The sequence below is a fragment of the Aurantimonas sp. A3-2-R12 genome (assembly GCF_036016755.1).
Classification (GTDB): domain Bacteria; phylum Pseudomonadota; class Alphaproteobacteria; order Rhizobiales; family Rhizobiaceae; genus Aurantimonas; species Aurantimonas coralicida_A.
In genome coordinates this window covers 34,404-57,262 of record NZ_JAYXIH010000023.1, presented here as the reverse complement: position 1 = coordinate 57,262, position 22,859 = coordinate 34,404, and the positions used below count along the sequence as shown (strand labels likewise).

Here is a 22,859-nt window from a genome sequence, read left to right as displayed (position 1 = left end):
GTCTCCTCAGTAAGCATTGTCGATGTGGAAATTATAGAGCTGACGCGCCGACCCGTAGCGCTTGAACTCTTCGGGCCGCGCGTCGGCGCCGGCACGCTCCAGGAGGTCGCGAAGGATATCCAGATGCTCGGGGCGCATCTCCTTTTCGATGCAGTCCGCGCCCAGGCTTTTCACCTTGCCGCGCACGAAAAGGCGGGCCTCGTAGAGCGAGTCGCCAAGCGCGTCGCCCGCATCGCCCAAGACCACGAGGTTGCCAGCCTGCGCCATGAACGCCGACATGTGGCCGATATTGCCATGGACGACGATGTCGATGCCCTTCATCGAGATGCCGCACCGCGAGGCGGCATTGCCCTTGATGACCAGCAATCCGCCCCGACCCGTCGCGCCGGCATACTGGCTGGCATCGCCGTCGATAATGACGCTGCCCGACATCATGTTTTCGGCAACGCCAGGTCCCGCCGAACCTTCGACCCTCACGGTGGCCTGCTTGTTCATGCCGGCGCAGTAGTAGCCCGTGGAGCCCCTGACCGTGACCTCGATCGGCGCGTCGAGTCCCACAGCCAACGCATGTCCGCCGCGCGGATTTTCGACGGTCCAGGCGGTCTGGTTGGTGTTATCGCGCTGCGCCTGCAAAACGGAATTCAGCTCGCGCAGGGTGGTCTCGGCAAGATCAATCGTCTGCATCTCAATGTTCCCAGAAATAGACGGTGGCAGGCTCGGGCTCCCATACCTTGGCGTTCTCGATGCCCGGCAGGTTGACCAGCGCGCGATATTCGCTGCCGAAGGCAACATATTGGTCGGTTTCGGCCATGACGGCGGGCTTGCAGGCGATCGGATCGCGCACGACGCCGAACCCGTCCTTGGTTCCGACCACGAAGGTGAAGAACCCGTCCAGATCGTCCAGACTGGCTTCCAATGCCTCCCTGAGATTGCTGCCGGTCCGCAGCTTGTGGCTCAGATAGGCGGCAGCGACTTCGGTATCGTTCTCGGTCTCGAACGACATGCCTTCACGCACCAGCTTGCGCCGCAGTCCATTGTGGTTCGACAGTGAACCATTGTGCACCAGGCACTGGTCCGGGCCGGTCGAATAGGGGTGTGCGCCCAGCGTATTGACCTTGGATTCCGTCGCCATCCGGGTGTGGCCAATGCCGTGACTTCCCGCCATGGCGGATAGGCCAAACCGCGCAGCGACATCCTTCGGCAGCCCGACTTCCTTGTAGATTTCGATGTTGTCGCCGGCGCTCATCACCCGAACATTCGGGCGAAGTTCGGCCAACGCGCGCCGCGCCTCGCCCATCTTGTCGCTCGGAATTTTCAGCACCGCGTGCGTGTCCTTGCACCGGATCTCGACCTCGGCGTCGATCGCCGCGCCCATGTCGGCGGCCAGATCGGCGAATTCCACGTCCGGGTTTTCAGCCTGCAACGTCAGTTTCGCGTGCCCATCACCGTTTTTCCCGTAGATCGCGATCCCGGCGCTATCCGGGCCGCGATCGGTCATGGTCACCAGCATCTCGGTCAGCATTTCGCCAAGCTTCGGCTCAAGCGACCGGTCCTTCAGAAATAGCCCAACGATACCGCACATCGGCTTCGCACCTTTCTCGCAAACGTTCCAGGCAGACATAAACACCAACGCCAGTGGAAATCAACTGTTAGGAAATTTATTTTCATCATAGAAAACAGAAAGCGTCGTTCACGCGTCTTGTTTTCCTTGCGCCAGCTGCCACTGCTGCCATCGCAGCCGGGCGAACTTGTAAGCGTCCATCAGGGCGACGGCATGGATCATGAGCCCGCCCGCATAGCGTCCAACGAAACTGATCTCGGGCGTGGTCAGGTTGTAGCTCACCCATGCGAGCCCCAGCGCGGTGAATGCCATCATCAGGCCCCGCTGCGCCTGTCCATTCAGCACCTGCCCCATGCCCGTCAGGACCAGCGACACCGCGAGGACGGTGTAGGGATGATGCGGGGGACGATCGCGAGGGGGGGCAGCCATCCGGCTCAGTGCTCGCGCGACATATCAGCGGCCAGCGCGAAGCCGCGGGCAATGAGGTCCTCGACCGTGGCACGCGCCAGCCGGTCATTGTCGAACCGCGGTTGGCGGGTCGCCAGGTAATGTCCACGTCGACTCTCGTCGATGCGGTAGACCAGCCGCAGGCCGCGCGGGGCGAGAAAAAGCTCCTTGCCCCGCCCTTCCTCGGTAAAGGCGCGCACATGCGGGGTGAGACGATCGAGCAACGGCGCGACCGCATCCGGCCGGTCGCAGCGTACCACCGCGTCCGCCGGCCAATCCGGCGGCGCTGGCAAAACCGTGCGCAACCGGTCGTGCGGCGAATAATATTCCGAGTTGTCGGGCCGGATCAGCATGTCGAAGACCCCGGCGATCTTCAGCGGCTGCCGGATCGTCACCAGCAGCCACAGCACCGGCAGCTTGCGCAGCTGGATGGTGTCGGCGAGCAGCCGCAGTTCGACCGGAACCTCATCCCGGCGGCCTGTCAGACGCGGATAGTCCGCCCCGTCCTGGGACAGCTCGGCATCGTCCAGCAGCCCCCGACACTCCTCGAACACCGATCTGCGATGGGCGATCACGCGGGTTCGGTCGCGATGGTACATCCAGCCGAGTGCCGCGCTCCCGGCGGCAGCCGCCGCAAAGGCGCCCGCCCCGATCATACGACCGTGACGGGTGGATGTGGCTGATTCAGAACGTCGTCGACCACCGACCCCGTCAACAGCCTTTCCAGCACCGAATGTCCCGACGTGCCCATGACGATATGATCGAACCCGTGCTCCTGCGCATAGGCCACGATCGCCGTGGCGACATCCCGTCCATTAACGGTGGCGCAACTGGCTTTCGTCACGCCCTTGGCGGCCGCCGCTTCCATCGCGTGGGTTTGCTCGCGGGCGATCAACGTCTCGCCCGCGTCGAACAGCCGCGTGTCCCAGAACGGGCTCTTGGCTGCACTGGCCTGGGTCACGGCCGTGACGGTAATGAACCGAACCGCAGCCCCGAAGTTTGCGGCCATGCCGACCGCAAAATCCACCGCCCGCTGGGAGGCGCGCGAACCGTCTATGGCGCAAAGCACATATTTCATCATGGCTCTTCTCCCGCCTCAGTAGCCGACCGGCTTCGGCCAGTTCATGGTGAACTGGTCGGACCGTCGGACATATTTGTAGCGGCGCATGGTGAACCAGACCGAGGCCACGACGTAGAACGCCATCATCGCCAGCAGTTGGGCTCCAAAGCCGAGATAGGTCGCAAAGAAGGTGGTCACGCACAGCACCATCAACACGATCGCCGGCAAGGGGTGCAGCGGATGCACATAGCCCCGCCGGATCGTGCCCAGAGGCCATTTGCGCCGGAACAGAATCATGTTGATCGGCATGAAGGTATAGCCAAGGAGACCGGACAGGATCGAGAAGGTGATCACCTGGTCCAAGAGCCCGGTGAAGGCGAAGGACACGGCGATCGGGATCAGGATCAGGATCGATCGGTAGGGTGTGCGATAGCGCGGGTGCACCGCCCCGAACCAATTGGGCATGTAGCGGTCGCGTCCCATGGAGAACCAGGCCCGCGAGGCGTCGTTGATGCAGCCATTGGCAGAGGCCGTCGCCGCGAACATCGTACCGATGAACAGGAACACCTGGAGCGTCGTGCTGCCGGTCATTCGCGCCGCGTCGTAGAGCGGGACGACCGCCTGACCGAGATACTCCCAAGGCAGCAGCCCGGAGGATACGTACCACGTCAAGGTCGCCGCGATCAGCAGTGTCATGATCCCGGTCATCGTACCGAGCGGCAGCGACCGGCTGGGGGAGCGCACCTCCTCGGCCGCCTGACACGTTCCCTCGATACCGAGATAATACCAGATGCCGAACTGGAACGACGCGATCACCCCGATCCAACCATAGGGCAGATCGGTCAACAGACCGGCATGCTGCAATACGGCGCCGGGATTCCAGGGCTGAACACCGATGAAAAGGATGAGGATCGATACGAAGGCGGCCGCGGTGATGACGAAATTCAGCGACAGCGTCATGAACACGCCGCGATAATTCAGAAACGCCAGCAGCGCGATGATCAGCACCACGAACGGTCGCGGATCGAGATCCGTGTAACCCGTCTGCTCCGCCAGGATCACCATCAGATCGCCAACGATCAGGGCATCGGCGGCCTCCAGCATGGTGTAGGCCATGACCAGATAGAGCCCGACATTGAAGGCCATCAGCGGCCCCATGATGTGCTTGGCTTGCGCGTATTGGCCGCCGGCCGCGGCCACGGTAGAGGTCACCTCGGAGTCGATCATCGCGACGCAGGTGTAAAGCAGGCCGATGACCCAGCAGGCGATCAGCGCGCCCAGCGCGCCACCCTTGCCGACCGAAAAATTCCAGCCCATGAACTCGCCGACGAGGACGATGCCCACGCCAAGCGCCCAGACATGCACCGGACCCAGCACGCGCAGGAGGCCAATTCGTTCCGATTTCGCGGCCACCGCCGCAGTTCTGTTCGCCGTCTGATCGGTCATTGCCCGGCCCCCCCGCGCGCTTCCGGCACGTCGCCATGCTCCAGAAGCTCGTCGATCCCCTCGCGCGACGACATCAGGGTTTCCTCATCGAACTCGCGATTGACGCGCACGGCGTCCACTACCATCCACAAGAGCAGGCTTGCTGACACCGCCCACGCCGCATATTCTAGTAGAACCCACATCGGTTTTTCCCTCCCCCATTGCCTCGTTTCAGAGGTCGAATTTTTCGCTGATAACGTCGCGATATTCCTTGTCCGACATCCGGATGAGATAGACGAAGTAGCCCAGGATCACCGCCGCGGTGATCAACAGCATCAGCGGATCAATGGTGTAGTCGAACCGCGTGGTAATCATCTCGGCGGCCGTTTCCGCCGTGTAGCCAAGCTTCTCCCACTGCGCCTGCATGACGGGATTTTGCTTCAGGGTTTCCCAGGTGATCTCGGCGGGCATCACGGTCGTGCTGCCGGCACCGGTCAGGCCGAGTATCAAGGGAATAAACAGCGCCACGTACACCAGCGCCAACAGAAAGATCGAATCGAGAAATTGACCGAATCCGCTTTGCCGCGGTGGCTCATAATGTTTGCGCATGGTGCCCTCCCTTATTTGCCACGCATCCGCCGCATCTCATCGAGATGCCGGATGTCGAGCCCGTAGATGAATTCCTTTTCGTGGGCGTAGTGCCGCACCATCGCGAAGATCGCCGCCGTGTTGAAGAACAGCACCAGACCGCCGCCGATCAGCAGGACGGCCTGGATCGTCGTGTCATCTATGAGAGCGCTGATGCTGAAAAACACGAACACGACCGCCGCCCACAGCGCGGCGACGAAGGTCCATGCGAACAGCGCGTCGCCCCGGAACATTTTTTGAATCCGGTCATCCATCTTTTGGGTCATGCATTCTCCCCCCATATTCGCCGAAAGTTTCGTTGCGTCTCTCGTGCAGAGCTAAGTTGGGATCATTTTTTCCTAAAAAGCAACAAAATATCTTTGGAAGAAAACCAACAGAGGGATTCCGATATTGAATCCAACGCTTTTGCCGTTGTGGATTATCAATCTCCCGGACGGTGGCTGGACAAACTGTTTCCTGACAGTAAATTATTGCTAGTGTGTTTTCTGGAGATTAAACGATGAGTGAGAGTCAGAATGCCGCGCGCACGGCGCCGACCTTTGGGCAGGATCCGCATCGGGTCACCGACCGCAGTGAGAAAGTGCTCGAAGTCGCCATCGGCCGCGAGCTTCGCAACTTTCGCCTGCAAAAGTCGATGACAGTGGCGGAACTGGCCCAGTTGACAGGCCTGTCGATCGGCATGCTGTCGAAGATCGAAAACGGCTTGACCTCACCGTCGCTGACGACGCTCCAGACCCTGTCGAACACGTTGAATGTTCCGATCACGGCGTTCTTTACGCGGTTCGAGGAGCACCGTCCTGTCGTCCATGTCAAACGTGGCGAAGCGATCGAAATCGAGCGCGCGGGCACCCGCGCCGGACATCAATACAACCTGTTGGGCCACATCGGCCCCAACGCCAGCGGCGTGACCGTGGAGCCCTACCTCATCACACTCACGCACGAATCCGACGTCTTTCCCACCTTCCAGCACGGCGGCATCGAACTCTTGTACATGCTCGAGGGCGAGGTCGAGTACCGTCACGGCAAGCAAGTCTTCCTGCTGCAGCCGGGAGACAGCTTGTTCTTCGACGCCGAAGCGCCGCACGGGCCGGAAACCCTCGTTTCCCTGCCCGCGCGCTATCTTTCGGTCATCTCCTACCCGCAAGGCGGTTAAGCGGCTCGGCGGGAGGCAGAGGCGCCGTCGGGGCACCTTGAGGCATCATGGTGTGGAACCGGAACCGCCGCCTGGTCCCCGATCCCTAGATATAGCCGAGCTGCTTCTTGCGTCTCTCCGCCCACGCCTGGATCAGCCGATCCGCTATGATACCGATGGCGGCGATGCCGAGGCCCGCGAGGATACCGCGCCCGGTGTCGGCGGTCGGCAGGGCTCGGTAGATTTCCTGGCCGAGATCGCGGGAGCCGATCAGCGCGGTGATCGCCACCATCGCCAGCGCCATCATGATGGTCTGGTTGAGGCCAAGCATGATCTCCGGCAGGGCGATCGGCAATTCCACCTTCAGGAGGCGTTGGCGCGGTGAAGCACCGTTGGCGATGGCCGCCTCGATGGTGACCTCGGGGATGCGTTTCAGCCCCAGATAGGTGTAGCGGATGGCCGGAACGGTGGCATAGGCGAGGATCGCCACGATGTTCGACAAATCCCCGACCTTGAGCAGCATGATCACCGGGATGAGATAGATGAACGAGGGAAACGTCTGGAGCGTGTCGCAGATCACCATGGTCGCTCGCGCCACGCGCGGTACGCGTGCGGCCCAGATGCCGACAGGAACGCCGATCAGCACGCAGATCACCACTGCGGAGAACACCAGATAGACCGTCAGTACCGCCGGCACCCAGAAGCCGAAAAGCACGATGGCCAGAACCAGCCCCATGCACAGCAACGCGGTCCGGGCGCCGCCGAGGTGCAACCCTGCGGCGCCAACCATGGCCATGACGATCGGCCAGGGGATGGCCAGGGGATGGCCAGGAAGAAGTCGCGAAGCGGGATCAGCATCGACACCGTGATGAAATCGCGCACCGGCGCGATGTAGGCGTAGGCGTTGGCTGAAAACCACCGGACCGCCTCGTCGAGCTGGGTGCCGAAGGTGACCGTCCAGCGCTTCGGCAAGACCGCGGCCTCCTTGAAGAGCGCCGCCAGCGCGAAGGTGACCACGACCATGGCGAGAAACGCCGCCAGATGTTTGTGGCGTTTGAGCCGGTTCGGTTCGCGGTCAGAATAGTCGTTGGGCCGGTCGGCATAGGCCTGTGTCAGACGGTCGAGAACGACGGCGATCAGCACGATGGCGAGGCCTTGTTCGACCCCCGCCCCCAGCTTGAGTTGCTGCAACGAGGCGAGGAGCTTCTGGCCGAGGCCGGTGGCGCCCACCAGCGAGGCGATCACCGCCATGGCGAGGGTCTGCATCACCACCTGGTTGACGCCGAGCATCAGGATGCGCTTCCCCGCCGGGATATGGACCTTCCAGAGCAGTTGACGCGGGGTGCAACCCGACATCTGGCCCGACTCGATGATCTCGCGCGGCACGGTCTGAACCGCGAGGATGGTGCAGCGGGCCATTGGCGGCATGGCGAAGATGACGGTCGCGATCATCGCCGGCACTTGGCCGAAGCCGAACAGCACCACCACCGGCACGAGATAGGCCATGTGGGGCGTAGCCTGCATCAGATCGAACATCGGCGTGATGATACCGGCCGCGCGGCGTGACCGCGTGACCCAGATGCCGAGCCAGAGGCCGATGGCGACCGCGAAAGGCGCCGATACGACGACGAGGGAGAGCGTGCGCATGCTATCTCGCCAGAGGCCGAAAAGGGCGAGATAAAGCAGCGCCAGCGCGGCGAAGAGCGCCAGCCGCCAACCGCCGATCCAGTGCGCGAGGATGGCAACGCCGAGAACCAGCGTGAGCCATGGGATTGGCGGCAAATCCAAACTGCGCACGCCGCGATAGAGCAGATACTCGGCCCAATCGAGCGGCTGTTCGAGAATGCCCGCGATCAACCGCGTGACGTCGCGAAATTTCAGCGGGCCGATGGCGGCATCCTTGCCGAGCCATTCGAAAAATTCAGTGATCCAACGCTGCATCGGGATCACGTAATCGGCGGGCCAGCGTAGAGCGCCGTCCCAGACGGCCGCCAAGGCGATACCCGCGGCAATGATGATCGCAAACTGGAGAAGGATGGGGACGCGGGCGAGATCCGTGGCGGGGGCGAACCCACCGGGGGCGCGGTCCTGCGAACGCGGTTTGATCTGAAGCGAACGAATGAGGCCGCGGATCAGGCCTGACTCGGTTGATCGGCCGATCGGCGGGACGTCATCGGCGGGAGGCGAAGCGACGGTGGTTTCGCGGTTGCTCACTCGGCGGCACCTCGGCCGAAAAGGCCCTCGACCATTGCCGCGCGGTCGACGCTGCCGACGAGGCGGCCATTGTCGGCCACCGGAATCGGTGCGTCGGCGTTGAGGACCCGGCGCGCGACCTGACCGAGGAGCGCATGCGCATCGATCGGATTGTCGCCCGCGGGTCATGACATCCGGGGTCATGATGGCCCTGACGGTGACAATGCGTTCGTGCGGGGCATTGCGGGCGAACTCGGCGACGTAGTCATTGGCCGGATGGAGAACGATCCGCTCGGGCGTATCGAGCTGGACCATGCGGCCGTCCTTCATGATACCAATGCGGTCGGCGAGCTTCACCGCCTCTTCGAAGTCGTGGGTAATGAAGACGATGGTCTTTCGCAGCATCTTTTGCAGTCGGATGAATTCGTCCTGCATTTCGGCGCGGATGAGCGGGTCGAGCGCCGAAAACGGCTCATCGAGAAACCACACATCGGGGCCGACCGCCAGGGAACGGGCAATCCCGACGCGTTGCTGCTGGCCGCCGGAGAGCTCACGGGGGAAATAGGCTTCGCGACCCTTGAGGCCCACGAGTTCGATCATCTCGCGCGCCTTGGCCTCGCGCTCGGCCCGGGGCATGGACTGTACTTCGAGGGGGAACGCCACGTTTGAAAGCACGTCGCGGTGCGGTAGCAGGCCAAAGCTCTGAAAGACCATGCCCATCTTGTGGCGACGAATCTCGATCAGTTCGCGGGGCGTGGCCCGCAACAGGTCGCGGCCCTCATAATGGATCTCGCCCGCCGTGGGGTCGTTCAGGCGCGTGATGCAGCGGATCAAGGTCGACTTGCCGGAGCCGGAGAGCCCCATGATCACCAGATTTTCGCCGGTGTGGACGTCGAACGACACGTCCTGAACCGCCCCGATCATGCCGTCGGCCCGCAGGTCATCCTCAGTGGGATGCTGATCATGCTTGCGCAGGAAAGCCGCGGGGTCCGGACCGAAAATCTTCCAGATATTCCGGCACTTGATCTTGACGTCGGCGGTCATGTCGCTCCCCTCGTGAGTAAGCCGGACGCGAGATACGCGCCCGGCGGCTCTTGGCGGAGAGGGCTTAGTTCAGCCAGCTATCCACGACGTCGCGATTGTCCTCGATCCATTTCGTCGCGGCATCCTCGGGCGACATGCCTTCGTCATCGACCATCTTCGAGGCATTGGCGAGCTGCTTGTTGGTGAGGTTGATCTTCTGGACGATCGCCCAGGCGCCAGGCCATTCGTCAGCCATGCCTTTCCAGGCGGCCTTTTTCAGCCAGGCCGCGCGCGGTGCCCCGCAATCGCCGGTGGCATCCGGATTGGGGCCCCAGCTAGGATCGTCGAAGCAAGCGGGCTCCGGCTCGGGGAAATCGACGAAACGGCCTTCGAACTTGCTCTCGACGAAGTTCGGCGTCCAATTGAACAGCACGATCGGCTCCTTGCGGTCGTAGGCCGACTGTAGTTCCGCCCACAACGTCGCCGCCTGGCCGACATTGATCGCGACAAAGTCCATGCCAAGGGCATCGATGCGCGCGGCGTAATTCTTGCCCCAGTCGGCGGGCGGGCCGACGAAGCGACCCTTGGGCGCGGTTTCAGCGGTAGTAAAGATGTTCGCGCAGGCGTTCAGACCTTCCCAGGTGGCGGCGTCGGGACACTTTTCGAGCACGTAGTCGGGAATCCACCATTCCTCGCGCGTCACGGCGTCATGCGTGCCGGCGTCGACCATGCCTTCCTCGACCGCCTTTTCGAAGGCCGCCTTCATCGAGCCTTCCCAGGCCTCGATCTGGAAGGTCATGTCGCCATTGGTGATCGCGGTGAACTGGAGTTGGCTATCGGACGGCACGTACTCCACCGTATAGCCTTCGCTCTCCAGAACCTGGCCGACGACGTTCGACATCACCAACTGGCTCGACCAATTGTTCTGAACGATGATGATCGGCTCGTCCGATTCCGCCTCCGCCAACACCGGTGACGTCATGCCGAGCCCGATGAGCGAGGCGGCGAGTATCCTGTGCGTTCGCATGTGCTGGCTTCCCTGTTGGTGAGATGGATGGGCGGTCCTCTGCTGTCCTCGTCAGTGCATCCGGGGCGAGAAATGTTTTTTCACCGCCGGGAATATTTCTTTCCGTTGAGGGTCGCTTCCTGACCTGTACCTGGCAACTGATTTCTTTTTACCGAGCGACGGGTCGGAGTTTTTTTGCGGCCCATACATCCGCCGGGGAAGTTGATAGGTCCATTCTCTGCGGTTCTCGATGGATGAAAATTCGCATTTTCAAAGGCTCGGAATCGGGCACAGGCCCGCAGCACAGACCAGCGCCGGCTTTGACCTCTTATGCCCTGACCGGCTGCATGATCGCGAAATCGCAACCCTCGTCCGCCTGAAGGACCTCCTGGGCATAGATCTTGTCGTAGCCGCGCCGCTCGGACGCCGGCTTCGACGGCGATCGGAAGCTGCTGCGCCGCCGCTCCAGCTCGTCGTCGCCGACCAGCAGCTCGATCGTCTTGTTCTCGACCGACAGCTTGATGCGGTCGCCGGTGCGAACCAGCGCCAGCGGTCCGCCGATCGCCGCTTCCGGCGTGACGTGCAGCACGATCGTGCCGAAGGCTGTCCCCGACATGCGCGCATCGGAAATGCGGATCATGTCCTTGACGCCCTTGGCCGAGAGCTTCTTGGGGATCGGCAGATAGCCGGCTTCCGGCATGCCGGAATCGCTGCGCGGCCCGGCATTCTGCAGGACCAGTATATCGCCCTCTTCCACATCGAGGTCCGGATCGTCGATGCGCTTCGCCAGATCGGCGAGCGAATCGAACACCACCGCGCGTCCTTCCTTTTCGAACAATGCCTTGTCGGCCGCCGAACGCTTCAGGATCGCGCCGCCCGGCGCGAGATTGCCGAACAGCGCGACGAGGCCGCCTTCGGGTTCCAGGGGCTGCTCGGCGCTGGCAATGACCTTGCGGTCGACCGGACCGACATCCTCGCGAAGCCGGTCGCCGAGCGTGTTGCCGGTCACCGTCTTGCAATCGAGATGCAGCAGCGGCTTCAACTCGCGCAGCACAGCGCCCACGCCGCCGGCGAAGAAGAAGTCTTCCATATAGTTGGTGCCGACGGGCTTGAGATTGACCAGCACCGGCGTCTCGTCTGACAACTGATTGAGCCGCCGCAGCGAAACCGGAATGCCGAGACGTCCCGCGATTGCCGTCAGGTGAATGATAGCGTTGGTCGACCCGCCGAGAGCGAGCAGGATTCGCAAGGCATTCTCGACCGATTTCTCGGTGATCACCTCGCTGGGCCGGATGGGATTGTCGATCATGCGCGCGGCTGCGAGACCGGTCGCCTCGGCGGCCCGCAGCCGATCGGCATGGACCGCCGGTATCGCCGCCGTCCCGGGCAGCGACATGCCGAGGGTCTCGGCGATGCAGGCCATCGTCGATGCCGTGCCCATGACGGCGCAGGTGCCGGCGGTGGTCGCCAGACGGCCCTCGATGTCACCGATCACATCGCTGGAGATTTCCCCGGCGCGGTATTTCCCCCAGAACCGGCGGCAGTCGGTGCAGGCGCCGAGCCGCTCCTCGCCGTAGCGCGAGGTCATCATCGGACCGGCGACGATCTGGATCGCCGGAAGGTCCGCCGATGCCGCCCCCATCAACTGCGCCGGCACGGTCTTGTCGCACCCGCCCATCAAGACGACGGCGTCCATCGGCTGCGCCCGGATCATCTCTTCGGTGTCCATCGACATCAGGTTGCGAAACTTTAGGCTCGTCGGATTGAGAAAAACCTCGCCGAGCGAAATCGTCGGAAACTCGATCGGCAGCGCGCCACCAAGCAAGACACCGCGCTTCACCGCCTCCAGCATCTCCGGAAAATGTCGATGGCAGTTGTTGAAGCCGGAAAAACTGTTCGCGATCCCGACGATCGGCTTCTTCAGGACCTCGCGGGAATATCCCATCGAACTGGCGAAGGAGTTCCTCAGATAGAGCGAGAAATCCTTGTCGCCGTAGTTGGTCAGGCCGCGCGCGAACCCTCTTGCCTCGTCTTCACTCATGTTCAGCGCGCCCGCTCTTCCAGCTTGATCTTGACGTATTTCGTCTCGAGATAATCACCGATGCCGAAGGAGCCGCCCTCGCGCCCCATGCCGCTTTCCTTGACGCCGCCGAACGGCGCTTCCGCGATCGCGAGCAACATCTCGTTGACGCCGACCATGCCGACCTCGAGATCTTCATAGGCCCGCGTCGCGGTTCGCAGATCGTTGGAGAAGACGTAGCCGGCGAGGCCGAAAGGCAGCGCATTGGCCCGCTCCATCACCTCGTCATAGGTCGTGAAGGTGGTCAGTGGCGCGACCGGCCCGAACGGCTCCTCCCGCATGATGCGGGCATCGTCGGGAACGTGGCCAAGGACGGTCGGCTCGAAGAAGAAGCCGCGATTGGCCTCGGCCGGAACGCTGCCGCCGGCCAAAACCTGGGCGCCGCGCTGCCTGGCATCCTCGACGAGCTCCTGGATCGTCTCCAGTCCACGCCGATTGGCGAGCGGCCCCATCTGGACCCCCTCCTCCATGCCGCGTCCGACCTTCAGGGATTTCGCGACTTCAGCGAAACGGCGGGCAAAGGCCTCGTATTTCGACTCGTGGACGTAGAAACGCGTCGGCGAGATGCAGACCTGGCCGCAATTGCGGAACTTGGTATTGGCGCAGACCTCCGCGGCCTTTTCGGCGTCGACGTCGTCGAAGACGACGACCGGGGCGTGGCCGCCCAGTTCCATCGATACCTTCTTCACGCCGTCGGCGGCCAGGTGCAGGATCTGCTTGCCGACCGGAACGGAACCGGTCAGCGAGACCTTGCGCACGATCGGCGAGGCAATCAGCCGCCGGGCGATCATGTCGGATTGGCCGGTGAGGAAGTTGACCACCCCGCTCGGGATGCCAGCGTCGTGGCAAGCTCGCACCAAGGCCGCGCAAGAAGCGGGTGCCTCACCGGCCGGCTTGATGATGATGCTGCAGCCCGCGGCAAGCGCGGCGGCGATCTTGCGGGCGGGCAAAAGAGCCGGAAAATTCCATGCGGAGAACGCCGCCACGACACCGACAGGCTGATGAATCACCGCCATGCGGCTATCGGCCGTGCGGCTCTCGATGATCTGCCCGTAGATGCGCTTGGTCTCTTCCGAATACCACTCGAACTGATCGGCCGCCGCGTTCACCTCGCCCTTGGCTTCAGCCAGCGGCTTGCCGGTTTCCACCGACATCAGTGTCGCGATCTCGTCGGCGCGTTCGCGAATGAGGTCGCTGGCCTTGCGGATCAGCTTGGCGCGCTCCCAGGTTCCGACCCGGCGCCAGACGGAAAATCCGACCTGCGCCGCCGTCAACGCGGCGTCGATATCGGCTTCGGTCGCCTCGGCGATGGAGCCGAGCGTGTCTTCCGTGGCCGGATCAGTGACCGCCCGCGTCGCGCCGTTCGACGCGCCACGCCAGGCGCCGTCGATGTAGAGTTCCAGATCACGATACATGGCCGATTCCATTCAGATTTTCTGTTCGAGATAGCGGGCCTGGACGTCATCGACCCAGTTGCCGACATTCCAGGAGCCATAGGCTCCCATATCCGCGATCGGGTCACGACCGGCGTAGACGGGAATATGCACCAGCGACAGGCCGTCATGGGCATGGGCTTCGTCAAGCGCCGCCCGCAGAGTATCCCGCGTCGTGCCGCCGAACAGGGCCTTTACGCCGGTAACGGCGCCGGCCATCGCGACATAGTCCACCGCGACACTGTCGTTGGTGCGAAACTCCTGCCCATACTGGGCATATTGCAGGCTGGTTATGGCCCCCATCCGGCGATTGTCGAACAGCGCGATCATGCCCTTCACGCCGTGCTCGACCGCATCGATCAGGACCTGCGGGTTCATCATGAACGAGCCATCGCCGGTGAAGGCGATGCCGTAGCGGGCCGCCTTCACACCGGCGGACCCCAGCAACGCCGAGGCAGCAAAGCCCATGTAGGACGCGCCAGTTTCGGTGAAGGTGTCGCCGACCATATCGTCTTCGACGATCTGAAAGCCGTTGGCCTGGACATCACCGGCATCGAAGAACTTGGCGGCTCCGATCCGCTTGGCGAATTCAGCGACGGTGTGAATTGCCGCCGGCTGCGTCAGAACGGCCTGCTTCCAGACCGCATCATCGAGTGGCGCGGCACCTGTCCGCTCGCGCTTGAACGCCGTCCATGCAGCCTTCTTGTCGGCGCAAAGGCGCAACCATTCGCCCCGATCATCCGCCAGTGCCGGCTTTTCGCGCAGAACATCGAGCAGTCGCCCTGCAACGCAGGTGATATCGCCCGGCAGAGGCAAGGTGTTGGCGTAATGGGTGACATCGCCGATCGCGCCATTGATGTTGATGACGGCCCTGGCATTGGGATAGCCGACGCCCGAGCAATCGGCCTGGCAGACACCGCGCGAGCCCACGAAGACGACGAGATCGGCCTCTTCCATGGCAAAATTGCCGCTGATCGTGCCCTTCGATCCGCCGACATGCATGTTCTGAGGATGGCCGTCGGGCAACACGCCGGTCGAACCCGGCGAAAGCACAACCGCGGCACCGATCGCCTCGGCGAGGTCGCGTACCACGGAAGCATGCCCGCGGGTTCCGCCACCCGCCTTGATCACGATCTTGCGGTGACGGGCAAGCAGGGCCGCCGCCGCCTCATAGACTTCCAGACCGGCCGGCGCCACGGCCGAAAGCGCCATGCGGCCGGGAAACGTATCGACATTCACCTTCATCGATTGCGGCTGTGTGTTGATGGGCAGCAAGATGAAGAACGGGCCCGGCATGTAGGGGTGATGCACGCAGTTGGTCCCGCGGCGCATGCACTCCCGCAGGGATTCCGGCGTATGCAAGGTGTGGGACTGGCCCATCAGCGCCGTGATCTTGCCGAAGATCCCCTGTTCGGGTTTCGGCACCTGCTGCATGTTGTAGCCTTCGCCGCGCGTCGTCTCGTCACCATAGATGTGGTAGACGCCGACGCCGTTGGACGCCGCGGCCAGCGAGCCGGCCATGGCCTGAAGGCCGCCCGGCCCGATCGAGGTGACGACGGCCGGCGTCTTGCCGTACTGCCAGGCATGCGCGGTGGCCGCATGCGCCATCTCGACCTCGTTGCGGCAATTGATCACCGTGACGACGCCAGCTTCACTGTAAATTCTCAGGACATTTCCCAGATCCGTCGACCCGTGCCCGAAAATCGCGAAGTAGTGAGTGACGCCCTGCTTCAGCAGCCCGATGACCAGCGCCTCGGACAAGCTCGTCTCGATCGGCATCGTCATATCGCCCGCGGCGAAAGCGGCATCGACGCCGTCGTGGCGGGCAATAAGCCCCGCCCGTTCCCGAATTTCGCTTTCCTGAGTCCCGGATCCAAAATTACTCTCAAGCATTGCTGGCTCCGACGTTCATTTTCCCTCGCCTCTTCGCGAAAAACTCTCCCGACACCTGCAACGCGATGATGAACGCAGCGAGACCGAAGAAGAACAGGGCGGTTGGCGACGTGTAGAAGATGGCGAGATCCCCGCCGGAGAGGTTCATGGCCGTGCGGAATTCGCCTTCCAGCGTCGGCCCGAGCACCAAGCCGAGGATGATCGGGGTCACCGGAATTTCGGCCTTGATCACCGCGTAGGCGAGCAACCCGACGATCGCCATTGTGTAGATGTCGAAGATGCTGTTGCGCACGGTGAAGGCTCCAATGCCGCACAGAACGATGATGAGAACCGCCATCAATCGGGGCGGCACTCTCAGCACGTGGACGAACAGCCGGATTCCGAGCAGTTGCATGAACAGGATCGCGACATACGCGACGACGATCGAGACGTAGATTCCGTAGACTTCCGTCTGGTGGTTGAGAAACAGCGCCGGTCCCGGCACGATGCCATGGATCTGCATGCCGGCCAGGACGATCGCGGTCGCCGGATCGCCAGGGATGCCGAGCGACAGGAGCGGGATCATGGTTCCCCCGGTGACGGCGTTGTTCGCGGTTTCCGGCGCGACGACACCCTCGATCGCTCCCTTGCCGAACCTGGACGGATCCTTGGAAAAGCGTTTGGCATGATCATAGGCGAGGAACGAGGCGATCGGGCCACCGGTACCGGGGATGGCGCCGATGACGGTCCCGATGGTCGAACAGCGGACCATCAGCCAGAAATTGCTGGCGATCAGCCGCAAGGACGGCAGCTCGGCGCGGATATCGCTCATCTGCGCGGGAGGCGCGACGCCCCTGCGGTGTTCCTCGAAGACCTGGATGATGAAGGGGACGGCGAACAGGCCGATCATGGCGACGAGAAGGTTGACGCCCTGTAGCATGCTCGTCGTGCCGAAGGTCATGCGCGGCACACCATCCAGGACGTCGAGCCCGATGGTCATGGCCATCAGTCCGAGCAGCCCGGCGATCAACCCGCGCAACATCGACTTGCCGGCCATGCCGCAAATCGTCGACAGTCCGAATACGACCAGAGCGAAGATTTCGGCCGGGCCGAAGGACATGGCCATGCGCGAGACCAGATTCACCGACACGACCATCACGATGAGGCTGAAGATGCCGCCGAAGGTGGAAACGATCACGGCCATGCCGAGCGCGATCGACGCGCGCCCGGTCTTGGCCATGGGATAACCGTCGATGACGGTCGCTGCGGCGGACGGCGTGCCGGGAATGCCGAGCAGAATTGCCGAAACCGACCCGCCGGTCATGCCCCCGATATAGGTGCCGAGAAGCAGGCCGATGGCCGGCACCGACTCCATGCCGAAGGTCAGCGGGAGCGCCAGCGCCAATGCGACCGTGAAGGTCAGTCCGGGAATGGACCCGAAAATCAGACCGATGAGCGAGCCGAGCGCCACCGCGCCGAGGCTTTCGGGCTGAAGCGCGATTGTCGCCGCTGTCAGAAAGCTGTCCATGTCAGGCCATCAACCCAAATTGATCCACGAACCGGTCGCGAGATAGACGCCGAGGATCTTTCCGAAGATCAGCCAGCAGGCGAAGGTGATGCCGACGCTCATGGCTCCGATGCGTAGCGGCGACCGGTCGTTCGTGCAGACCAGCATGATCGACGCGACAGTCAGGAGCGTGGCGAGAACGAAGCCGATGCGCTGCATCAAAAATCCGTAGGCAAGAAGATGCGCGACAGTCAGGATCGCCGCGACGAGACCGACAGCTCCATTGGCGCCTGCCGCCTCAGGCTCATTGATCGCCCCCTCGGCCCCTGGCGTCACGGCGTCGTCACGCCGCTTGCCCAGCGCCGCAATAGTCAGCCACAGCGAGAAGACCGCCAGCAACGCGCCCAGGAGGAGCGGGAAAGCGCGGGGACCGACGTCCCCGCCTCCCGTGCCCGGCGGTATCGTGCGCCAGACAATCAGCATCCAGACCAAAGACAGGGTCAGAAGCAGCATGCCGGTTACGACATCACGCATTTTTTCCGACATCTGCCCCTCCTCGAAACGGAATCTGTCGGTTTATTTCGTCATACCCAGTTCGCCGAGGAGCTCGGCGTAGAACTTATCATCGCGGGCGATGATTTCGCCGAATTCCGCACGTGACTTGAAGGCCGGCTCAAAGCCGATGTTCTTGGAAGCCGCGATGAATTCGTCCGACTCCGCCGCTGCCTTGGCCGCCGCCTCCAGCTTTGCGAGCACGTCGTCCGGGGTTCCCTTGGGCGCAGCCAAGCCACGCCACATCGAGATGTCGATGTCGTAGCCCTGGCTCTTGGCCGTCTTCACATCGGGTAGAACGCTGACCGGCTCTGCCCCGGTTGAACCGAGGACAGTCAGGTCACCGGACTGGACATAGGAAAGAAACTGGCCCGGCCATTGGATGGCGGCATCGATACGACCGGCCAGCAATTCGACGGGCGCCTTGCCGTCCCCGTAAGAGACGTAGTTGACCTGATCGGCGATGCCCATGGCGTCGAACAGGGCTGCCGACGTCAGATGGGTGAACGAGCCCTTGCCGGAAATGCCGACATTGATCTTCTTGCCGCCTTCCTTGACGGCCTTGGCCATCTCGTCGAGGCTTTTCCAGCCCGTCGAGACATTCACCGCGAGGACCGGGATTTCGACCGACACCTGGGCGATCGGTGCGAATTCCTCATAGTTGAACGGCAGATTGCCGAGGTGATACGTCGTGTTGATGGAGTTGGAGTTCCACACGATATTGTAGCCGTCAGGACGGGTCGACTGGACGTGGGCATAGCCGATCGCGCCACCCCCGCCGGTGCGGGCGACGGGCACGACCGGAGAACCGAGTTCCCGGGACATCAGCTCCGCCAGAAGCTGCGCCGTGGTGTTGGCCGTGCCGCCGAACAGGACGGTCATTTCGACAGGCTTTTCCGGATACTCGGCCCGGGCTGGAAGACTTCCGGCGAGTGTGACGGCCGCCAGCGCGGCGGCGATAAGCCCCCCGCCAAATTTGAACGAATGCATGTTGTTCTCCTCCCAGTAATGCGCTCGGCGACCTCCCGCCGCGATGAAATTCAACGTCTCCGGACGCACACTCGGCAAACCGGACGACTCCTGTCCGGCCGGCCCGAGAGCACTGTCGGGGCCGTCAGTTGGCCATCTCCAGTTTGGCGGATTTTTTCTCTTCCAAACCCTGCAAGATGGATTCCGGTGTTGCCGGCAGCGCGGTGATGCGCACGCCGATCGCGTCGTAAATGGCGTTCATGATTGCAGGCGCCGTCGGCACCAGCGCCGGTTCGCCGATGCCCTTGGCGCCGAGCGGGCTGCGCGGGTCGCGGTCTTCCACCAGCATCGTGTTGATCTGCGGAATGTCGAGCGACGTCGGCAGGATATATTTGGAGAAGCCGTGGGTGGTCGTGTGACCCTTTTCGAGCTGATAGTCTTCCATCAGCGCCTGGCCCAACCCTTGCACGATGCCGCCTTCGATCTGGCCCTCCACACCGCGAGGATTGATCGCTCGGCCGACGTCGTGAACGGCCCACATGCCCAGCACCTGAACCTCGCCCGTCAAAGTGTCGACTTCGACCTCCGCGACCTGGCAGCCGAAGACATAGGCCTGCCAGGGAGCGCCGGAGCCGTCGACGGGATCGAGACCGGTGCCGTGCGCCGTGAACGAGCCGGAGCCGACCGGCACGACCCCCCGCTTCTTGCAGAGCGCCACCGCCTCATCGACGGTCATCCGGTTGTTGGTGCCCTCGGCCCAGATTTCGCCGTCGAACGCCTTGATCGTCGCGGCATCGACCTGCCAGTGATCGGCCAGTTCGGCATCGAGCTTGGCGCGGGCGTCGCGGCATGCAATCGCGACGCAGTTGCCAATCATGTAGGTCTGGCGCGTCGCGCCGGCATGCGCCGCCTCGGGCGAGCGCGCCGTGTCGTTGTCGCCGATCGTCACATCATCAGGCCGGATGCCGAGCTCCTCGGCGGCGACCTGCGCGAGCACCGTCAGGATGCCCTCGCCGATCTCGGTGACGCCGGTGACCACCTTCGCGGTGCCGCCATCATCCATCTCCACCCAGGCGCCCGCCCGGTCGATCGTCGCGGTACGGGCAATGCCGTACCAGGATGCGGCCATGCCGCGCCCCCTCGCCCAGCGCTTCATCAGGCAACCTCCTGCTTGTCATCCGCCGCCGCTTGGCGAAAACGAGCACCGAGGGTGCAGGGCTGGCGCGTGTCGGGACCGCCGAGATCCGACCGCGTGGCGCCGCGGCCCGTCGGCGCGCCCGTTTCCCAGCGGCAGAACGCCTCGGCGGTTTTCAGCACCTCGCCGATGGAAACCGTGTCGAGCCGCTGCCCCGTGTGCGTATGTGACCCGACCGTCATCATGTTCCGGCGCCTGATCTCGAATGGATCGAGACCGAGCCTTTCGGCACAGATGTCGAGGTGTGACTCGGTGGCGAACTGCGCCTGCATGGCGCCGAAGGTCCGGAACGCGCCGGACGGCGTGTTGTTGGTGTAGACGCCGAACGTGTCGATCCGCGTGTTGGCGATGTCGTATGGCCCGAGCGACAGGATCGCGGCCTTGCGCATGACGCCTTCGGTGGACATGCCATAGGCGCCGCCGTCGCTGATCATCTTGAACGAGACGGCCGTGATCGTGCCGTCGTTCTTTAGGCCCATCCTGTAGGTCACCTTCGAAGGGTGGCGCTTGGCCGTCGCGATGATTGATTCCTCGCGGGTGAAGACAATCCGAACAGGGCGTCCGCTCTTCATGGCGGAAAGCGCCAGCATGCCCTGGTAGATCATGTCCTCCTTGCCGCCAAAGCCGCCGCCGACCGGGCTCATGATGAAGCGGACCTTGTTGATCGGCTTATCGATGATGGTCGACAGCATGTGGCGATGGTGGGTGATGTTCTGGCTCGGGGAGACGACGGTCACGACGCCGTCGTGATCGACATAGGCAAGGCCCGCCTCCGGCTCGAGATAGGCGTGCTCGACTTGTTGGGTCGAATAGCTGTTCTCGACGACGACATCGGCCTCGGCAAAGCCCCGCTCGACATCACCTTTGCGGATGGGGATGTGCTTGACGACATTGTCCTGGGCAGTGTCGTGCACGACGACCGCGCCGGGCCGCATCGCTTCCTCGGGATCGAAGACGCCCGGCAGTTCCTCGTAAGCGACCTTGATCAGCCCAAGCGCCCTGCGCGCGATCTCCTGGGTCTCGGCCGAGACCGCCGCGACGGCTTCGCCGACGTAACGCACCTTTTCGCGCGCCATCACCGGCTGGTCGTGGACGAAGACGCCAAACCCGTCCAAACCGGGCACATCCTCGTGCGTGATCACACATTCCACGCCGTCCAGCGCCTCGGCGGCGGACGTGTCGATCGAGAGGATCTTCGCATGGGGATACGGGCTGCGCAGAACCTGCATGTGCAGCATGTCCTGCATCGTCATGTCGCCGGCGTATTTCAGCGCGCCGGACACCTTGCTCGGCGCATCGAGCCGGCGGACATTGTTGCCGATATAGGACGCGCCAGCGCCGTCCTCATCGAGCGCGGTGGCGGGAAGACGGCCATTCATGACATCCCTGGCCAGTTCAACCGCCTCGAAGATCTTCGTGTAGCCCGTACAGCGGCAGATGTTTCCGCCGAGGCGCTCCTTGATCTCTTCGAGGTCAGCGAACGGGTTTTCGCGCAGTGCGGACGTGGCCGCCATCACCATGCCCGGGATGCAGTAGCCACACTGGCTGGCGCCGGTCTTGTGAAAGGCCTGCTGCAGGGTGGTCAGCTCACCGCGCGGCGCGAGCCCCTCGATGGTCTGGATGTCCGCCCCGTCAGCCTTCACCGCCGGCATGAGACAGGATTTTACCAGCTTGCCGTCGACGAAGACCGAACAGGTGCCGCACTCGCCGGCGCCGCAACCTTCCTTGCTTCCGGTGAGGTTGATCTCCTCGCGCAGATAATCGAGCAGGCGGTAGCTGCCATTGAGCGGCCGGGCGAATTTGCGGCCGTTGACGGTCATGGTCAGGACGCGGTCAGACATGAGCTGCTTCCCTCTGCTGTGCATTCGGAACCGGCGCGCCGCACGCGACGAGCGCGTCTTCCAGCGCGGCCTCCACAAAGCCCCGCACGACCCGCTGGCGATAGGCGACACGCGAGCGCGAAGCGACGCGCTCGGCCGGCAACACGCTGGCTTCGGCCACCAGCTCGCGGGTGATGGGCTGGCCGATCAGCATGGTCTCGATATCGTGCAGCCGGACGGGCACAGGACCGACCCCGCCGAGCGCCAGCCGAACGTCTTCAAAGACGTTGCCGGCGGCGTTGGTCTTGACCAGCGCGACGGCCGACACCCTGGATATGACGAGGGAGCGTCGCTGGCCCACTTTTTGAAACGAGCCGCCATAGCCGCGCATCGATTCACAGATCACGGCGGTGATCAGTTCACCGGCTCGCAGTGCGGTGCGGCCGGGACCAAGGATGAAGTCGCCGATCGGCAGCGTCCGGCGGCGGATGTCGCCGTTTTCCAGAGACGCAAGCTCCACATCCGCGTTCATCGCGAGCAGCGGCGGCACGCCGTCCGCCGCTGGAGAGGCATTGGCGATATTGCCCGCCAGCGTCGCCTGTTCGCGCACCTGGTCGTCGGCGAACCAGATCGCGCAATACGGCATACAGGGCAGATGCTCGCGCAGGACGGCGTCGGTCAGAAAGGCCTGAAAGGCGACATTCGCGTTGAGCCGAACCCGGTTGCCGACGTGTTCGTAACCCTGGAACTCGCGGACCCGGCTCAGATCGACGACGATCGAATAATGCACGTCTCCGCCCCGGCCCTCGCGGGCATAGGGCAGGACGTCGGTCGCCCCGGCGATGACCTTGCCGTCCGCGGGAAGCTTGCCGACTGTCTCCAGCGCTTCCCGCAGGCCGCGCGGCGTGACGTATTCCTCAAAGGACAACATTATCT

Annotated in this window: 22 protein-coding genes; 1 reads left to right on the top strand and 21 read right to left on the bottom strand. The window is 63.3% G+C overall.

The features are described 5' to 3' along the window. Positions 1-6: 6 nt before the first annotated feature. The 9 genes from VSX60_RS13310 to VSX60_RS13270 form a co-directional block, all read right to left on the bottom strand. Positions 7-684 carry a GXGXG domain-containing protein gene (locus VSX60_RS13310; RefSeq protein ID WP_327624693.1) on the bottom strand — a complete coding sequence of 226 codons (678 nt, stop codon included), beginning with the start codon at positions 682-684 and terminating at the stop codon, positions 7-9. Position 685: 1 nt separating this feature from the next. Next, positions 686-1,582, bottom strand: coding sequence for a class II glutamine amidotransferase (locus VSX60_RS13305; protein WP_327624692.1), 897 nt, complete (start codon positions 1,580-1,582; stop codon positions 686-688). 108 nt (positions 1,583-1,690) lie between these two features. Beyond that, a complete protein-coding gene (locus VSX60_RS13300; RefSeq protein WP_327624691.1) occupies positions 1,691-1,990 on the bottom strand; it encodes a hypothetical protein in 300 nt (99 codons plus the stop codon). A 5-nt stretch (positions 1,991-1,995) separates the two neighbouring features. Further along, positions 1,996-2,664 carry a hypothetical protein gene (locus VSX60_RS13295; RefSeq protein ID WP_327624690.1) on the bottom strand — a complete coding sequence of 223 codons (669 nt, stop codon included), beginning with the start codon at positions 2,662-2,664 and terminating at the stop codon, positions 1,996-1,998. Beyond that, on the bottom strand, positions 2,661-3,089 hold the full coding sequence (locus VSX60_RS13290) for a universal stress protein (RefSeq protein WP_327624689.1): 429 nt from the start codon (positions 3,087-3,089) through the stop codon (positions 2,661-2,663). The genes VSX60_RS13295 and VSX60_RS13290 overlap by 4 nt, the downstream gene beginning before the upstream one ends. 15 nt (positions 3,090-3,104) lie before the next feature. Continuing rightward, positions 3,105-4,514 (bottom strand): APC family permease, encoded by a 1,410-nt coding sequence (locus VSX60_RS13285; protein WP_327624688.1) that lies wholly within the window; start codon positions 4,512-4,514, stop codon positions 3,105-3,107. After that, the gene (locus tag VSX60_RS13280) at positions 4,511-4,696 is read right to left on the bottom strand and encodes a hypothetical protein (protein ID WP_327624687.1); all 186 of its coding nucleotides are present in this window, start codon (positions 4,694-4,696) and stop codon (positions 4,511-4,513) included. The genes VSX60_RS13285 and VSX60_RS13280 overlap by 4 nt, the downstream gene beginning before the upstream one ends. Before the next feature lie 28 nt (positions 4,697-4,724). Further along, entirely contained in the window at positions 4,725-5,102 is a 378-nt protein-coding gene (locus tag VSX60_RS13275; RefSeq protein WP_327624686.1) for a hypothetical protein, read from the bottom strand. 11 nt (positions 5,103-5,113) lie between these two features. Then, a complete protein-coding gene (locus VSX60_RS13270; RefSeq protein ID WP_327624685.1) occupies positions 5,114-5,407 on the bottom strand; it encodes a hypothetical protein in 294 nt (97 codons plus the stop codon). A 233-nt stretch (positions 5,408-5,640) separates the two neighbouring features. Here VSX60_RS13270 and VSX60_RS13265 point away from each other — a divergent pair, with 233 nt between their 5' ends. Further along, positions 5,641-6,294, top strand: coding sequence for a helix-turn-helix domain-containing protein (locus VSX60_RS13265; RefSeq protein ID WP_327624684.1), 654 nt, complete (start codon positions 5,641-5,643; stop codon positions 6,292-6,294). Positions 6,295-6,379: 85 nt separating this feature from the next. Here VSX60_RS13265 and VSX60_RS13260 read toward each other — a convergent pair whose 3' ends face one another. From VSX60_RS13260 to VSX60_RS13200, 12 genes are all read right to left on the bottom strand, one after another. Next, positions 6,380-7,009, bottom strand: a complete 630-nt coding sequence (locus VSX60_RS13260; protein ID WP_327624683.1) for an ABC transporter permease — start codon at positions 7,007-7,009, stop codon at positions 6,380-6,382. Then, on the bottom strand, positions 6,955-9,510 hold the full coding sequence (locus VSX60_RS22600) for an ATP-binding cassette domain-containing protein (protein WP_442873099.1): 2,556 nt from the start codon (positions 9,508-9,510) through the stop codon (positions 6,955-6,957). The genes VSX60_RS13260 and VSX60_RS22600 overlap by 55 nt, the downstream gene beginning before the upstream one ends. A 64-nt stretch (positions 9,511-9,574) precedes the next feature. Continuing rightward, the gene (locus VSX60_RS13245; RefSeq protein WP_327624682.1) at positions 9,575-10,516 is read right to left on the bottom strand and encodes an ABC transporter substrate-binding protein; all 942 of its coding nucleotides are present in this window, start codon (positions 10,514-10,516) and stop codon (positions 9,575-9,577) included. Between the two features lie 307 nt (positions 10,517-10,823). Next, positions 10,824-12,536, bottom strand: coding sequence for a dihydroxy-acid dehydratase (locus VSX60_RS13240; protein WP_327624681.1), 1,713 nt, complete (start codon positions 12,534-12,536; stop codon positions 10,824-10,826). Positions 12,537-12,538: 2 nt separating this feature from the next. Continuing rightward, positions 12,539-13,990: an NAD-dependent succinate-semialdehyde dehydrogenase gene (locus tag VSX60_RS13235; RefSeq protein WP_327624680.1), complete on the bottom strand. Its 1,452-nt coding sequence runs from the start codon at positions 13,988-13,990 to the stop codon at positions 12,539-12,541. 12 nt (positions 13,991-14,002) lie between these two features. Further along, a complete protein-coding gene (locus tag VSX60_RS13230; RefSeq protein WP_327624679.1) occupies positions 14,003-15,901 on the bottom strand; it encodes a thiamine pyrophosphate-dependent enzyme in 1,899 nt (632 codons plus the stop codon). After that, positions 15,894-17,408 (bottom strand): tripartite tricarboxylate transporter permease, encoded by a 1,515-nt coding sequence (locus VSX60_RS13225; RefSeq protein ID WP_327624677.1) that lies wholly within the window; start codon positions 17,406-17,408, stop codon positions 15,894-15,896. Before VSX60_RS13225 ends, VSX60_RS13230 begins: the two co-directional genes overlap by 8 nt. Positions 17,409-17,417: 9 nt before the next feature. Next, positions 17,418-17,933, bottom strand: coding sequence for a tripartite tricarboxylate transporter TctB family protein (locus VSX60_RS13220; RefSeq protein WP_327624675.1), 516 nt, complete (start codon positions 17,931-17,933; stop codon positions 17,418-17,420). Between the two features lie 30 nt (positions 17,934-17,963). After that, positions 17,964-18,929 carry a Bug family tripartite tricarboxylate transporter substrate binding protein gene (locus VSX60_RS13215; RefSeq protein WP_327624674.1) on the bottom strand — a complete coding sequence of 322 codons (966 nt, stop codon included), beginning with the start codon at positions 18,927-18,929 and terminating at the stop codon, positions 17,964-17,966. Positions 18,930-19,053: 124 nt separating this feature from the next. After that, positions 19,054-20,064: a xanthine dehydrogenase family protein molybdopterin-binding subunit gene (locus tag VSX60_RS13210; protein ID WP_327624673.1), complete on the bottom strand. Its 1,011-nt coding sequence runs from the start codon at positions 20,062-20,064 to the stop codon at positions 19,054-19,056. Further along, positions 20,064-21,944, bottom strand: coding sequence for a molybdopterin-dependent oxidoreductase (locus VSX60_RS13205; RefSeq protein WP_327624672.1), 1,881 nt, complete (start codon positions 21,942-21,944; stop codon positions 20,064-20,066). Before VSX60_RS13205 ends, VSX60_RS13210 begins: the two co-directional genes overlap by 1 nt. After that, positions 21,937-22,854: an FAD binding domain-containing protein gene (locus VSX60_RS13200; protein WP_327624671.1), complete on the bottom strand. Its 918-nt coding sequence runs from the start codon at positions 22,852-22,854 to the stop codon at positions 21,937-21,939. The genes VSX60_RS13205 and VSX60_RS13200 overlap by 8 nt, the downstream gene beginning before the upstream one ends. Between the last annotated feature and the right edge of the window lie 5 nt (positions 22,855-22,859).

Coding starts and splice junctions, on each gene's coding strand:
- VSX60_RS13295 (WP_327624690.1), bottom strand. CDS start 2,664: ATGATCGGGGCGGGCGCCTTTGCGGCGGCTGCCGCCGGGAGCGCGGCA.
- VSX60_RS13260 (WP_327624683.1), bottom strand. CDS start 7,009: ATGGGGCTGGTTCTGGCCATCGTGCTTTTCGGCTTCTGGGTGCCGGCG.
- VSX60_RS13225 (WP_327624677.1), bottom strand. CDS start 17,408: ATGGACAGCTTTCTGACAGCGGCGACAATCGCGCTTCAGCCCGAAAGC.
- VSX60_RS13285 (WP_327624688.1), bottom strand. CDS start 4,514: ATGACCGATCAGACGGCGAACAGAACTGCGGCGGTGGCCGCGAAATCG.
- VSX60_RS13235 (WP_327624680.1), bottom strand. CDS start 13,990: ATGTATCGTGATCTGGAACTCTACATCGACGGCGCCTGGCGTGGCGCG.
- VSX60_RS13275 (WP_327624686.1), bottom strand. CDS start 5,102: ATGCGCAAACATTATGAGCCACCGCGGCAAAGCGGATTCGGTCAATTT.
- VSX60_RS13200 (WP_327624671.1), bottom strand. CDS start 22,854: ATGTTGTCCTTTGAGGAATACGTCACGCCGCGCGGCCTGCGGGAAGCG.
- VSX60_RS13265 (WP_327624684.1), top strand. CDS start 5,641: ATGAGTGAGAGTCAGAATGCCGCGCGCACGGCGCCGACCTTTGGGCAG.
- VSX60_RS13245 (WP_327624682.1), bottom strand. CDS start 10,516: ATGCGAACGCACAGGATACTCGCCGCCTCGCTCATCGGGCTCGGCATG.
- VSX60_RS13290 (WP_327624689.1), bottom strand. CDS start 3,089: ATGATGAAATATGTGCTTTGCGCCATAGACGGTTCGCGCGCCTCCCAG.
- VSX60_RS13300 (WP_327624691.1), bottom strand. CDS start 1,990: ATGGCTGCCCCCCCTCGCGATCGTCCCCCGCATCATCCCTACACCGTC.
- VSX60_RS22600 (WP_442873099.1), bottom strand. CDS start 9,510: ATGACCGCCGACGTCAAGATCAAGTGCCGGAATATCTGGAAGATTTTC.
- VSX60_RS13270 (WP_327624685.1), bottom strand. CDS start 5,407: ATGACCCAAAAGATGGATGACCGGATTCAAAAAATGTTCCGGGGCGAC.
- VSX60_RS13210 (WP_327624673.1), bottom strand. CDS start 20,064: ATGAAGCGCTGGGCGAGGGGGCGCGGCATGGCCGCATCCTGGTACGGC.
- VSX60_RS13205 (WP_327624672.1), bottom strand. CDS start 21,944: ATGTCTGACCGCGTCCTGACCATGACCGTCAACGGCCGCAAATTCGCC.
- VSX60_RS13230 (WP_327624679.1), bottom strand. CDS start 15,901: ATGCTTGAGAGTAATTTTGGATCCGGGACTCAGGAAAGCGAAATTCGG.
- VSX60_RS13215 (WP_327624674.1), bottom strand. CDS start 18,929: ATGCATTCGTTCAAATTTGGCGGGGGGCTTATCGCCGCCGCGCTGGCG.
- VSX60_RS13280 (WP_327624687.1), bottom strand. CDS start 4,696: ATGTGGGTTCTACTAGAATATGCGGCGTGGGCGGTGTCAGCAAGCCTG.
- VSX60_RS13240 (WP_327624681.1), bottom strand. CDS start 12,536: ATGAGTGAAGACGAGGCAAGAGGGTTCGCGCGCGGCCTGACCAACTAC.
- VSX60_RS13305 (WP_327624692.1), bottom strand. CDS start 1,582: ATGTGCGGTATCGTTGGGCTATTTCTGAAGGACCGGTCGCTTGAGCCG.
- VSX60_RS13310 (WP_327624693.1), bottom strand. CDS start 684: ATGCAGACGATTGATCTTGCCGAGACCACCCTGCGCGAGCTGAATTCC.
- VSX60_RS13220 (WP_327624675.1), bottom strand. CDS start 17,933: ATGTCGGAAAAAATGCGTGATGTCGTAACCGGCATGCTGCTTCTGACC.